Raw genomic sequence first — 12,212 nt, 5'->3', positions numbered from 1 at the left:
TCAACAAAAAACGGTAGTCATGGAGCATGTCCATGACTGCCGTTTCGACAGCACAGCCCAGGCAGGGCTAAAAATACATGGTCAGCAAATCGCGGGCCCGGGCCACGTCGGTGCGGATCTGGGCCACCAGGGCATCGGCGGAGTCGAAACGCTTCTCGTCGCGCAGACGGGCCACGAAGTCCAGGCGCAGCTCGCTGCCGTAGAGGTTCAGATCCGTATCCAGCAGGAAGCTCTCGATGCTCAGGCCGTAATCCCCGAAGGTGGGCTTGCGGCCGATGTTGGTCACGGCCTGCAGGGTCTTGCCCAGGTGCGGCACCACCACGCGGGTGGCGTAGACGCCCGGCGCGGGCAGCATGGTGTCCGGGATGGCGATGTTGGCCGTGGGGAAACCCAGGCCGGTGCCGCGGCCTTCGCCGTGCACCACCAGGCCCTCGCAGCCGTAGGCATGGCCCAGCAGGCTGGCGGCCGTGGCCACGTCGCCCTTGCCGATGAGCTCGCGCAGGCAGGTGGAGCTGACCACATGCCCGCCCACTTCCACCGGCGGCAGCTGGTCCACGTCAAAGCCGTACTTCTCGCCCAGGGCACGCAGCACATCAGGCTGGCCGCTGCGGCCGCGCCCCAGCGTGAAGTCGTGGCCGATGACCAGATGTTTGAGCCGCAGCGGCAGCAGGTGCTGCCGGACGAACTCCTCGGGCGACAGCGCGGCCAGCTCGTGGGTGAAGGGCAGCTCCAGCACACGCAGATCGCCCAGGCCCTGCAGCAGGCGCATGCGGGCGGCCCGGCTGGTCAGGGGCTGATGCGGCCTGCCGAAAAGCACGCGCGGATGCGGCCAGAAGGTGATGACCACGCAATCCAGGCCGAACTGCTGGCTGTAGGTCAGCGCTCGGCGGATGAGGACCTGATGGCCCTGGTGTACGCCGTCGAAATTGCCGATGGTGACGGCCGTGGCGCGGGGAGACGCGGAAGGGGAAGTATCCATGATGGTCCAGTTGCTCAGATAAGACGGTCGAAAATGGATTGATAGGTTTGCCGCACATACAGCATCAGGCGCAGGGCCATGGCCTGTGCGCGGGCCTCGTCCTCGAAAAAGACAGCGGCCAGAAAACGGGACACGGGACGAAAGTCCGCATCGCCCCGCTCGGCCAGCACCTCCCAGTAGGCCGGGACACGCTCCAGGGCCAGGGCCGAGGTCTTGTCCGTATGGCTCTGCCCGAAGCTTTCCCGGAACTGCCGGAACATGGCCTCGGCCTGCTCGGGGAAGGAGCGCTGCAGGGCCAGACGCCACAGGGCCATGCACAGGCCGCGCCACTCCGCCAGCAGCCGGGCACGACGCCGGAACTGCAGACGGCCGATACCGAGGATGTGCAGGGCCCGTCCCGCATCCAGATCGAGGAGCAGGACGGGGAAATTGTCCAGGGCCTCCCGTACCGCATCGGCACGGACGGCCATCAGACTGCTCATGCTTCTGCCTGACCTTCAGCCGCAGGCTTGCGACGACGGCGACGACGGCGGCGCTTGGCCGTGCCCTCCCCTTCGGCAGGGGCGGGAGCATCCCCGCCATCCGCCGCGGGCGCGGCGTCCGCAACAGCCTCGGCGGCGGGAGCGGCGGCCTCGGCGGCCTTGTCCCCGCGATCACGGCGACGACGGGAGGAACGCTTGCGGCCCCGGCCCTCGCCGTCACCACGGCGGGAAGATTCGCTGCGGCCTTCGGGCAGCTGCTGCACATGGCCCAGGCTCTCCTGATAGGCGGCATCCACCAGCATGGCCAGCAGCAGACCGTTCTCGTCGTCCTCGGCCTGGCTGGCCAGTTCGCGTACCAGCGGCGCATAACGGGCCACGCGCATCTTCTCCAGACCGGTCAGCTTGCGGAAACGGCTCTCCAGCAGGGTGGTCACGCGCGCACCGGCCACCACGGCCACGTCCTCGTCCGTGGGAGCGGGGATCTCGCGCAGGGCGATCTTGTAATGACGGGCGATGCGCTCCAGTTCCATGCGCTGCATGATGTCCACCAGCGAGATGACCGTACCGGCGGCCCCGGCACGGCCCGTGCGGCCGGCACGATGGATGTAGCTCTCATGGTCTTCCGGGGGCTCGTAGAGGAAAACGTGGGACAGGGCCGGGATGTCGATACCGCGCGCGGCCACGTCCGTGGCCACCAGATACTGCAGGCTGCCCTGGCGGATCTTGTCCAGTACGGCCTCGCGACGGGCCTGGGAAAGGTCGGCCGACAGCTCGTCGGCGTTGTAGCCGAAGCCCTGCAGCACACCGGTGATATAATGGACGTTGGCCTTGGTGTTGCAAAAGATGATGGCCGATGCCGGGTTCTCGGTCTCCAGCAGGCGCACCAGCACGCGGTCCTTGTCCATGGGACGGCTCTGGCAGAACAGATGCTGCACTTCGGCCACATGCACTTCCTTCTGCGAGAGGGAGAGCATGGAAGGCTCGGTCAGGAATTCCCCGGCCAGCTTGAGCACGTGCGGCGGATAGGTGGCCGAGAACATGCTGGTGTGGATGCGGCGGCGCGGCAGGTAGCGCTGCACTTCCTTCATGTCGGGGTAGAAGCCGATGGACAGCATGCGGTCGGCTTCGTCGAAGACCAGGGCGTCCAGGTCGTCCAGCGAAAGGGTGCGGCGCAGCAGATGGTCCAGCACGCGGCCGGGCGTGCCCACCACAAGCTGGGCCCCGTCACGCAGGGCGTCCATCTGCTTCTTGTAGCCCACGCCGCCATAGACGGCCACGGGACGGATGCCCGTGCCTTCGAACAGGGTGCGCGCCTCGTGCTCCACCTGCACGGCCAGCTCGCGGGTGGGCACCAGGATCAGGGCCTGGGCGGCGTGCAGTTCGGGATCCAGACGCGGCACCAGGGGCAGCAGGTAGCAGCCGGTCTTGCCGCTGCCGGTACGGGACTGCACCATGATGTCGCGGCCTTCCAGCAGGTACGGCAGGGCCAGGGACTGCACGGGCATCAGGGACGTCCAGCCCGCACGGCCGCAGGCGGCGGCGATGGTCTCGGGCAGGGTCTCCAGCGTGGCGCGCGGCAGGGCGTTCTCGGGCTCGGCCACGGAAAAATTCTCAAGGGAAGCGCCGGGGGTGGAAAGTTCGGCCGCAGGGGCGGCCTGTTCCTGCGCGGCCTCTCCGGCGGAGGCGGGGCAGGTAGGATCGGTGATGTCGGACATGATGGCTCTCTGACGCACGGCGGCCGGGGGGATCCCGTCTGCCGCCGATGCGGATGGGTTATTCTTTTGATGGCGGAAACGCACTAACCTGCCACAAGCGGCGCCCATGCGCAAGGCGCCGCCGGGGCCCTCCCGCGACGGGCACGGGCGCGGCCTGCAAAGGCCTTCGCGATGGCGTCGGCCGGACAGGGGCGCCCCTTTTGCCGGGTGCAGGGCGGGCCCCGTTGTTGAAAGCCCGCCCACCTTTCCGTCAGGCAGCGCCCGAGGCGTCCCCGTACGCAGGGGCGGCAAAAAGGCGCGGGGCACGGCTCTTGTCACCCTGGCGTCGCCAGGCTGTCACCGGCAGCGGACAGGCTGTGAAAAAAGGCCGCCGGATGCGGGCGCCGCTTGCGTCCGGGCAAGAATGCGGCTAGCCTGAAAGGCCTCACCGGCGCACCCGCCGTACGGACAGGGGCACCGGAGCATGTTTTTTTGATTCGGAGGGAGCCATGGCGCAACTACAGCCGGATTTCGGTCCCGATTTTTCCAAGGGACTGGTCCCCGCCATCGCGCAGGACGCGGCCACGGGCGAAGTGCTCATGCTGGCCTATATGAATGAAGAAGCCTGGAAACGTACCCTGGAAACCGGCGAGGCCCATTACTGGAGCCGCAGCCGCAAGGAACTCTGGCACAAGGGCGGCACGTCCGGGAACGTACAGAAAGTGCTTTCCATCCGCCTGGACTGCGACAGCGACACCGTACTGCTCAAGATCGAGCAGATCGGCGGCGCGGCCTGCCATACGGGACGGCGTTCCTGCTTCTACCGGGAATGGGACAACGGCGTGGTGCGCGAGTGCTCCCCCGTGGTCTTCGATCCCCGGAAGGTCTACGGCACCAAGTAGCCGGGACCGCACGATGCTTTCTTCGGGCCTTCGGGCCCGTCTCTGGGAAGGAGCCATGCGGCGCATGGCCCAAACAACACAGCAGCAGGCCTTTCGCCTGCCGGAGTAGACACGATGAGCGAAGAATCGCAGGCCATCCTCAAACTGGGCGTGCCCAAGGGCTCGCTGGAAGACGCCACCATCAACCTTTTCGAGCGCGCCGGCTGGAAGATCCGCAAGCATACGCGCAACTATTTCCCGGACATCAATGACCCCGAGATCACGGCCTCGCTGTGCCGCGTGCAGGAGATCGGCGGCTACATCGCCGCGGGCATCCTGGACGTGGGCATCACCGGCCTGGACTGGCTCACGGAAGGCGGTCATGAAGACAAGGTGGTGCACGTGGCGGATCTGGTCTACTCCAAGACGTCCAACCGCCCCTGCCGCTGGGTGCTGGCCGTGGCCGGTGACTCCCCCTACCAGTGCCCGCAGGACCTGGCCGGCAAGCGCATCGCCACCGAGCTGGAAGGCCTGACCCGCAATTACTTCAAGCGCGTGGGCGTGGACGTGAACGTCTTCTATTCCTGGGGCGCTACGGAAGCCAAGGTCGTGGAAGGCCTGGCCGACGGTATCGTGGAAGTGACCGAGACCGGCACCACCATCCGGGCCCACGGCCTGCGCATCATCGACGAAGTGATGTGCTCCTACCCGGTCATCATCGCCAACAAGGAAGCCTGGGCCGACCCGCGCAAGCGCGCCAAGATCGACCAGCTGACCCTGCTCCTACAGGGCGCCCTGCGCGCCGAAAGCCTGGTGGCCATCAAGATGAACGCCCCGGCCTCCAACCTGGACGCCATCCTCGAGATGCTGCCCTCCCTGAACTCGCCCACGGTCTCGCCCCTGCGCGACGAGGCCTGGCTCTCGGTGGAAACCGTGGTCAACATCGACGTGGTGCGCGACCTCATCCCCCGTCTGCGCGACGCCGGGGCCGAAGGCATCATCGAATACGCCCTGAACAAGGTCATCTAGCAGGGCCTGACGAAAAAAATGTCTGTGGGGGAGGGCCCCCCTTATCTCTGCTGTCGATGCCCGTAGCTTCCTTCGTCGCAACGGGCACGGCCCTTGCAAGCCGCCTTCGGTCGCTTGCTCGCGGCAAAAAGGGGCTCCCTCCCCCGCACCCCCTCCCTCCCCCAAACCCGCCATTCGGGGCTGGGGGATATGGGAAAGGACAGGCAGCGGCATCTCCTGCGGGAGAGGGTCGCTTTTTTGTTATCGGGGAAAGGCCATGATCATGTCGTCTCGTCCGGTGGTTTCCGGCCTTTTTTTCAAAATCCGGATGCCCAGACACGGGGCGCCCCCTCAAGATGGCTGTTTTCTCTCCCCTTCTGTCCCCCGCCACGAGGTCCCGTCATGTATCGCCAGCCTCTCCGCCTGCTGACCGTCCTCTGCCTTTTGGGCATCGCTCCCGCCTTCGCCGCGCAGGTGTCCGCAGAAAGCGGCCCTCTCCCGTCCTCCGTCACCAGCGTGGCCGCCGCGACCGGCTCTGTCCGGCAGCCTTCGTCCTCCGTCCGGTCTTCCGCCCGTCCCGCCCAGCGGCAATGGCAGGGCAATCCCGCACGCAAGGGCTACGACGACTTCCGCAACAAGCACCATCTGCGTCCCGAAGGCCAGCACCGTCTGCCCCGGCCCCGCATCCAGCGGGACGGCTCCTGGCGTCCGGGCCGTCGCGACTGAGGACCCCGCCCTGCAGCCCCTGCGCAGGTCTCCGCAGTCCCGGCGCTGCACCATGTGGAGGACACCCGTTCTCCCCAACAGGGGCCCGGGCACACGCTGCATGGCCGCTCCTCTCCACATAAAAGGGAAGGCATGGCACCCCGTGACACCGGCCAGGGGGGGGGAAGCTCCCGCTCCGCTACGGCAGAAGCGCACGCGATGCCTGCACCGCAGCGGACATGCCCTGCCAAGAGGCTGCGACGCGTCCCCCGGCACCGCAGCCCGTCTTCCGGAACGAAAAAGTTTGCAGCAAACCCCGGAAGAGGATACAAGCAAGCAGGACAGCGTGCGTTAGGGAAATTTTTCTCAAGCACTGTCCCGCTCCCACAACCTTCCAACAAGAGAACGCATCATGGAAAAAGACGCCAGCCGCGAATTCATGGAAAACCTGCCCGAGCTGGAACCGGGCAAGACCTTCTGCTTTGCCTGCCATCCCGAAGTTCCCTGCTTCAACCGCTGCTGTGCGGAACTGACCCTGCCCCTGACCCCCTATGACGTGCTGCGCCTGCGCCGCCATATGAACAACATGCCCAGCGAGGCCTTCCTCAACGACTTCACCCGCATGCGCACCTTCCCCGACACGGGCTTCCCCCTGCCTCTGCTGCGCATGCTGGAAGGCCCCGGCGAGCCCTGTCCCTTCGTGACGCCCGGCGGCTGTTCCGTGTACGAGAACCGCCCCGGCGCCTGCCGCTTCTACCCCCTGGGCCGCGGCACCAAGATGGGTCACGAGGGCGTGGACGAACGCTTCTTCCTGGTGCGTGAGCCCCACTGCCACGGCTTTGACGAAGGCAAGGAATGGACGGCCCAGACCTGGCTGGCCAGCCAGGAACTGGACGAGTACAATGCCGCCAACGACCGCTACATGCGCCTGATGGCCATGGTCAAGGCCACGGAAAAGCCGCTGGAACCGCGCATGGCCACCATGGTCATCCTTTGCCTCTACCAGCTGGACAAATTCCGCGAACTCATCGAAAAAATGGGCATCTTCCGCCGCGTGGAGATCACCGAAGAGCGCCAGAAGGCCGTCATGGAATCCGACGAAGCCACGCTGGACTTTGCTCTGGACTGGCTGGAACTGGTCATCTTCGGACAGAGCGAAGGTTTGAACAAAAAGTAGCTTTTTTTTGCAACTGTAAAAAAAGCTGACATCTGACAGCCTGCTTTCCATCAGGGGAGCAGGCTGTTTTTGTTTTTCGTATCTCTTTTGGTTACGGCATGTTAGCTGGCGATTGGGATTTTTTGCACAAATGGCATGTTTTTTGCTGTTTTTGACGGCAAACATACCGGGAGGAGTTATGAGTTTTGGCAGATCACTGTATCAATTTCTGTTAAGCAGCTCGCAGGCCTACGCCAAATGGGACCTGGAAGTCTCCACGTCCATCATCAAGAACCGCAAAAAGATGCTGTTCCTGCTGGCCCTGGCCGCGCCCATCCTGCTCGTGTGCGGTGCCGAAGCCTATGAAGCCCACGAAATGCTGGGCGGCAAAAGCGCGTATGCGCCGGCCTTCTACACCACCACCATTTTCCTGGCCTCCATCGCCGTCGGTCTGGCGGCCGGCCTCATCACCGGCTGCATCGGCGCCGGTGGCGGCTTCATCATCACCCCGGCCCTGATGGCCGCGGGCGTCAAGGGCATCCTGGCCGTCGGTACGGACCTGTTCCACATCTTCGCCAAGGCCATCATGGGCACCACCGTCCACAAAAAGCTCGGTAACGTGTCCGTCAAACTGGCCATCGCGTTTCTGGTAGGCTCCGGTGCCGGTACCTTCGTGGGCGGTGCCATCAACAAGGGCCTGTACAATGCCGACCCGCTGCTGTCCGAAATGTTCATCAGCACCATCTACGCCGTGCTGCTGGGCTTCCTGGGCTTCTACGCTCTGTTCGACTTCCTGAAAGCCACCCGCGGCACCCAGGCCGACAGCGGCGACGCTCACGGCGGCACCGCCGGCATGACCAGCCTTTCCGTCAAGCTGCAGAGCCTGAACGTGCCCCCCATGATCACCTTTGACGAAGACCTGGTGCCTGGTGGCCGTCGCATCTCCGGCTGGATCGTTGCCGCCGGTGGCGTGGTCGTGGGCATGCTGGCCGCCATCATGGGTGTGGGCGGCGGTTTCGTGACCTTCCCCATGTTCGTGTACATCTTCGGTGTGTCCTCCATGACCACCGTGGGTACCGACATCCTGCAGATCATCTTCACCGCCGGTCTGGCTTCCGTGGGCCAGTACGCCATTTACGGTTACGTGTTCTACACCCTGGCCGTGGGCATGCTGCTGGGTTCCCTGCTGGGCATCCAGGTGGGCGCTCTGACCACCAAGGTCGTCAAGGGCGTGCACATCCGCGGTTTCTACGCCGTGTCCATCATCTCCGGTTTCATCAACCGCGCCGCCACCCTGCCCAAGAAGCTGGTCGAAATGGAATACCTCGACTGGTCCATGTCCGTGGTGAATATCATCGAAGAAGTGGGCAACGTGATCTTCTGGGTGGTCGTCGCCTTCTTCGGCCTCTGGGTGTTCAGCAAGTTCTTCCTTAATCTCGGCAAGCTCAGAGGGGAGGCCTAATTATGCTTATTCATGAAAAAGGCCCCTTTGTCCGGGGTTCCATCCTGCTGATCTCGTTCCTGGTCCTGTTCTGTGTGCTGCTCACCCCCATCATGCGTGACGAAAAGGGCAACCACCTGACCGGCCTCCAGTACGCCGATAACGTGTTCAACGAACTTTCCAAGGGTTCTTCCTACTTCATCCCCAGCGTGCGTGAACATGTGAAGACCGTGGAAAAGGTCAACGTCAAGGTCACCGTGACCATGAAGAAGGCCGAACTGGCCGAGACCGCCGTGCAGGTGCTGACCAAGGCCGGCATGACCGCCAGCGCTGACGGCGCCAAGGTCTCCTACGAAGGCAACCTGGCCGCCATGCTGAACGCCGCCACCACCGACGCCGACAGCCTGTACCACAACGACGACGCCACCGTGAGCGCCCGTTACGACGGCACCCATGCCCTCAAGGCCGCCGCGGCCTGGTGGTATGTGCTGAGCCCCTCCATCAAGGAACTGCAGAAGCAGCGCCTGATCGCCGAGGCCCAGGTCGTTGACCAGGTCCTGCGCCGCGCCGTGGAACCCGGCAACAACTTCTACAGCGTGGAACCCGTGAAGGTGTCGGATCACATCTGGCTCATGAGCGGCATGCTGATCTTCTACGTCATCTACACGCTCTGGTATGGCTTCGCCATCTTCGAGCTGTTTGAAGGCGTTGGCCTTGCCATGACCAAGTCCAAGGTCAAGCAGGAAGGCTAGTTCCCGGTCTGGCCTTTCCAGGCGGGCAACGTCAGGCGCCGACGGGCAACCGTCGGCGCCTTTTTCATTCCCGTCCCCGGACATGCCGAAGAGATACCTTTGTCGCTTCCCTCGTCTCTTCCCTTTCGAGCGTCATCCGGCCCTGCGGCTCTCCTTGTTTCTGCCCTCTCCTTTCCCGCCGCCCCGCCTGCCGCGGCGTCCCGGCCTGCCCGCGTCCCTCCCAAAAAACCGACGCTGGCTGTCCTCCTTCCCCACGGGCCCTGCCCGCGACGGAGCTGAAGCCGCACGGGACGCCTGTTCCCCGTTCCCGCCATCCCTTGCGCACCACCGGTCCGCAGCCTTCCCTGCCGCCCGGGGGCACGGCCTTTCCCTCCCCTGGAGCATGCCTCCCTTTTTCGTCCTTTTCCCCTGCGGGACATTGACACCCCCGCTTTGCCGAGGCTATCCTGCCGGGATAACGCCCGTAACGGGCCAACTCCACGCAAGGACAAGTTCGATGATGGATATTGATCGCCAAATGGCCGTGATCAAACGCGGCGTGGCGGAACTGATTGACGAGAAGGAACTGCGCAAGAAACTGGAACGCGGCACGCCCCTGCGCGTGAAGGTGGGCTTTGACCCCACCGCTCCCGACCTGCATCTGGGCCACACCGTGGTCATGCACAAGATGCGCCACTTTCAGGAACTGGGCCACCAGATCATCTTCCTGATCGGTGACTTCACCGGCCGCATCGGCGACCCCACCGGCCGCTCCGAGACCCGTCCCCCCCTGACCGAGGAACAGGTCATCGCCAATGCCGAGACCTACAAGAAGCAGGTCTTCAAGATCCTCGACCCCGAAAAGACCATCGTGGAATTCAACTCCCACTGGCTGGGCAAGATGGACGCCTCGGACTTCATCCGTCTGGCCTCCAGCTATACCGTGGCCCGCATGATGGAACGCGACGACTTTGAAAAGCGCTTCCGCGAGCAGCGCCCCATCTCCATCCACGAATTCATCTACCCCCTCTGCCAGGGCTATGACTCCGTGGCCCTCAAGGCCGATGTGGAAATGGGCGGCACCGACCAGAAGTTCAACCTGCTGGTGGGCCGCAACCTCCAGGCCCACTACGGCATGGAAAGCCAGTGCATCCTGACCATGCCCCTGCTGGAAGGCCTGGACGGCGTGCGCAAGATGTCCAAGTCCTACGGCAACTACATCGGCATCGACGAAGCTCCCTCCGAGATCTTCGGCAAGGTCATGGCCATCTCCGACGAGCTCATGTGGCGCTACTACGAGCTGCTGTCCTTCAAGTCTCTGGAAGAGATCGCCACCCTCAAGGAAGACGTGGCCCAGGGCCGCGTGCATCCCAAGGCCGCCAAGGAAATGCTGGCCCACGAAATGGTCAGCCGCTACCACAGCGAAAAGGACGCCGACGAGGCCCGCCAGGGCTTCAATGCCGTCTTTGCCAGCGGCGGCGTGCCGGACGACGCCCCCTGCCACACCTGCGCCCAGGGCGACGACAGCACCCCGCCCGCCTTCCTGGAAGCCGCCGGTCTGGTCAAGAGCCGCGGCGAAGCCAAGCGCCTCATCAAGGAAGGCGCCCTGTCCGTGGACGGCCAGCGCTGCGACGACGCCATGTCGCCCCTGGCTGCCGGTGAATACGTCATCAAGCTGGGCAAGAAGCGCTTCCTGCGCCTGACCGTCACGGCCTAGCCTGCCGCAGCTGTTTTTTTGCGAGGGGGCGGGGGGACTTTTGTGAACAAAAAGTCCCCCCGCCCCCTCGCGCTCCCCCACCCCTTCAAAAAACTTCACTCTGGTCCGTACGCCGGTCCCCGTCGCCGTCTCGCGGGCAGGGCCATCCTTCCCCGATCATCCAGCCGGCACACGGGATGCTTTGCACTGCCAGAGCCCTGGCCGGCCTGGAGAACATCAAGCGGGCAGCCCGTATCCGCTTGTTGTTCCTCATTCGGCAAGTTTTTTGAGCCGTTCCTCCCGCCCCTGAGTCCGGAGCGGCCCCGCCCTGCCGGTACTTCAACGCCCTCTGCTGCTTTCCTGTCGCCACAGCCCGGAGCCTTTTCCCATCACCTGCCCTTGCCGGTTGTCATGACAGGACTCGTCGCACCCTCCGACAATTTGCGAAAACGCCCTGCATTCCCGGAGGGGCCCCATCCGTTCCCTTTTCCGGCACGCCCCGATGACCCCGACCTTCAGACAACGGCGGGGCCTGTCGTCCACACCCGAATAAGGTTTTTCCCGGGGGGGCATGGAGGAAGGGACAGTTTTGCCCCAAAACGCCCCTTCCCCCACGACAAACCCGCTTCCAATCCCCCGGTCGACAATGCTATCCTGCGGCAGGAGTAAATTATGCGAAACACGTCCTTCAGCCCGCTGTGCGCGGCTTTTCTGCTGCTGATGCTGCTGAGCCCCCTTGCTGCCGGTGCGGCCCAGCCCCAAAAACCCGTATCATCGCCCCTGACCATCACGGTGCAGGAGGCGGAACCCGGCCAGATGCTGCTGTTGGGCAGCAGCCCTGAAGACAGCGACCTGCGCGTGGGGGCCCTGATCTGCCGGCCTCTGGCCGAACAGGCGGTGGACAGGAAAAAAACAGGAGGCGGCCTGCGCCTGGACGTGCCGCTGGAATGGCTGGACGGTTATGTGGCGGCCCGCAGCGGCAAGGAGGATCTCCCCTTCCAGCTCTGGCAGCAGGGCGAGCAGTGGACCTCCAGCCTGCCCATACGCCTGCATGACGCCTGCGCCGCGGCCCCCATGTCCCGCCTGACGGAACGCTGGCAGGCAGTGCGCGAAAAGCTGTCGCGGCAAAAGCTCTCCCAGCCCTGCCGCACCTTCCGCCGGCAGGGCGACAACTGGCTGCCGCTGGTCCTCTGGTGGGACGGCTATCAGGCCTTCAAGGAAGACCGCCCCTACCGTCCCCTGGAGCTGGGGAACATGGCCGCCCAAAGCGACGCCCTGCTGGAGTGGTGCGGCAAGCATCCCGGCAAGCCGCTGAAAAAGGCCCTGGAACAGCTTGCGGCCCCCAAGGCGGCCCCTGCGGCCCGCTGACCGGCATGATGTCCGGCCCTGCCCCTCGCGCGGCCGGGCGGCTCTTGATATCCGTACAGACCAACGCCCCA

General features: G+C 64.7%; 11 protein-coding genes. 8 read left to right on the top strand and 3 right to left on the bottom strand.

All coding sequences use genetic code 11. The annotated features are described in order from the left end of the window. Positions 1 to 67: 67 nt before the first annotated feature. From Q4I12_RS06160 to Q4I12_RS06150, 3 genes are read right to left on the bottom strand one after another with little or no spacing between them, the layout of a single operon-like run. Positions 68 to 979 (bottom strand): bifunctional riboflavin kinase/FAD synthetase, encoded by a 912-nt coding sequence (locus Q4I12_RS06160; RefSeq protein WP_204674500.1) that lies wholly within the window; start codon positions 977 to 979, stop codon positions 68 to 70. Between the two features lie 14 nt (positions 980 to 993). Then, positions 994 to 1,461: a hypothetical protein gene (locus tag Q4I12_RS06155; protein WP_302261050.1), complete on the bottom strand. Its 468-nt coding sequence runs from the start codon at positions 1,459 to 1,461 to the stop codon at positions 994 to 996. After that, positions 1,458 to 3,176: a DEAD/DEAH box helicase gene (locus tag Q4I12_RS06150; protein WP_204626042.1), complete on the bottom strand. Its 1,719-nt coding sequence runs from the start codon at positions 3,174 to 3,176 to the stop codon at positions 1,458 to 1,460. Before Q4I12_RS06150 ends, Q4I12_RS06155 begins: the two co-directional genes overlap by 4 nt. A gap of 488 nt (positions 3,177 to 3,664) precedes the next feature. Here Q4I12_RS06150 and hisI point away from each other — a divergent pair, with 488 nt between their 5' ends. The 8 genes from hisI (at position 3,665) to Q4I12_RS06110 (ending at position 12,141) form a co-directional block, all read left to right on the top strand. Next, a complete protein-coding gene (gene hisI, locus Q4I12_RS06145; protein ID WP_168935819.1) occupies positions 3,665 to 4,057 on the top strand; it encodes a phosphoribosyl-AMP cyclohydrolase in 393 nt (130 codons plus the stop codon). Positions 4,058 to 4,171: 114 nt separating this feature from the next. Then, on the top strand, positions 4,172 to 5,065 hold the full coding sequence (gene hisG / locus Q4I12_RS06140) for an ATP phosphoribosyltransferase (protein ID WP_204626043.1): 894 nt from the start codon (positions 4,172 to 4,174) through the stop codon (positions 5,063 to 5,065). A 381-nt stretch (positions 5,066 to 5,446) separates the two neighbouring features. Further along, positions 5,447 to 5,770: a hypothetical protein gene (locus Q4I12_RS06135; RefSeq protein ID WP_300706042.1), complete on the top strand. Its 324-nt coding sequence runs from the start codon at positions 5,447 to 5,449 to the stop codon at positions 5,768 to 5,770. Positions 5,771 to 6,161: 391 nt separating this feature from the next. Further along, on the top strand, positions 6,162 to 6,926 hold the full coding sequence (locus Q4I12_RS06130) for a YkgJ family cysteine cluster protein (protein WP_168935822.1): 765 nt from the start codon (positions 6,162 to 6,164) through the stop codon (positions 6,924 to 6,926). Positions 6,927 to 7,104: 178 nt separating this feature from the next. Further along, the gene (locus Q4I12_RS06125; RefSeq protein ID WP_302261048.1) at positions 7,105 to 8,367 is read left to right on the top strand and encodes a sulfite exporter TauE/SafE family protein; all 1,263 of its coding nucleotides are present in this window, start codon (positions 7,105 to 7,107) and stop codon (positions 8,365 to 8,367) included. 2 nt (positions 8,368 to 8,369) lie between these two features. Next, complete coding sequence (locus Q4I12_RS06120) at positions 8,370 to 9,098, top strand: hypothetical protein (protein ID WP_297158549.1); 729 nt, start codon at positions 8,370 to 8,372, stop codon at positions 9,096 to 9,098. A gap of 496 nt (positions 9,099 to 9,594) precedes the next feature. Beyond that, on the top strand, positions 9,595 to 10,794 hold the full coding sequence (tyrS, locus tag Q4I12_RS06115; RefSeq protein ID WP_006007781.1) for a tyrosine--tRNA ligase: 1,200 nt from the start codon (positions 9,595 to 9,597) through the stop codon (positions 10,792 to 10,794). A gap of 651 nt (positions 10,795 to 11,445) precedes the next feature. Beyond that, entirely contained in the window at positions 11,446 to 12,141 is a 696-nt protein-coding gene (locus Q4I12_RS06110) for a hypothetical protein (protein ID WP_168934947.1), read from the top strand. Positions 12,142 to 12,212: the final 71 nt, after the last annotated feature.

The sequence above is a fragment of the Desulfovibrio piger genome, from assembly GCF_951793255.1.
In the GTDB taxonomy this organism is placed as follows: domain Bacteria; phylum Desulfobacterota; class Desulfovibrionia; order Desulfovibrionales; family Desulfovibrionaceae; genus Desulfovibrio.
This window is presented reverse-complemented; position numbering and strand designations above follow the sequence as displayed.

Bases quoted from the DNA above. Each gene is read 5' to 3' on its own strand.
- Q4I12_RS06130 (WP_168935822.1), top strand. From the start codon at position 6,162: ATGGAAAAAGACGCCAGCCGCGAATTCATGGAAAACCTGCCCGAGCTG.
- Q4I12_RS06160 (WP_204674500.1), bottom strand. From the start codon at position 979: ATGGATACTTCCCCTTCCGCGTCTCCCCGCGCCACGGCCGTCACCATC.
- Q4I12_RS06110 (WP_168934947.1), top strand. From the start codon at position 11,446: ATGCGAAACACGTCCTTCAGCCCGCTGTGCGCGGCTTTTCTGCTGCTG.
- Q4I12_RS06155 (WP_302261050.1), bottom strand. From the start codon at position 1,461: ATGAGCAGTCTGATGGCCGTCCGTGCCGATGCGGTACGGGAGGCCCTG.
- Q4I12_RS06135 (WP_300706042.1), top strand. From the start codon at position 5,447: ATGTATCGCCAGCCTCTCCGCCTGCTGACCGTCCTCTGCCTTTTGGGC.
- Q4I12_RS06150 (WP_204626042.1), bottom strand. From the start codon at position 3,176: ATGTCCGACATCACCGATCCTACCTGCCCCGCCTCCGCCGGAGAGGCC.
- Q4I12_RS06120 (WP_297158549.1), top strand. From the start codon at position 8,370: ATGCTTATTCATGAAAAAGGCCCCTTTGTCCGGGGTTCCATCCTGCTG.
- hisG (WP_204626043.1), top strand. From the start codon at position 4,172: ATGAGCGAAGAATCGCAGGCCATCCTCAAACTGGGCGTGCCCAAGGGC.
- hisI (WP_168935819.1), top strand. From the start codon at position 3,665: ATGGCGCAACTACAGCCGGATTTCGGTCCCGATTTTTCCAAGGGACTG.
- tyrS (WP_006007781.1), top strand. From the start codon at position 9,595: ATGATGGATATTGATCGCCAAATGGCCGTGATCAAACGCGGCGTGGCG.
- Q4I12_RS06125 (WP_302261048.1), top strand. From the start codon at position 7,105: ATGAGTTTTGGCAGATCACTGTATCAATTTCTGTTAAGCAGCTCGCAG.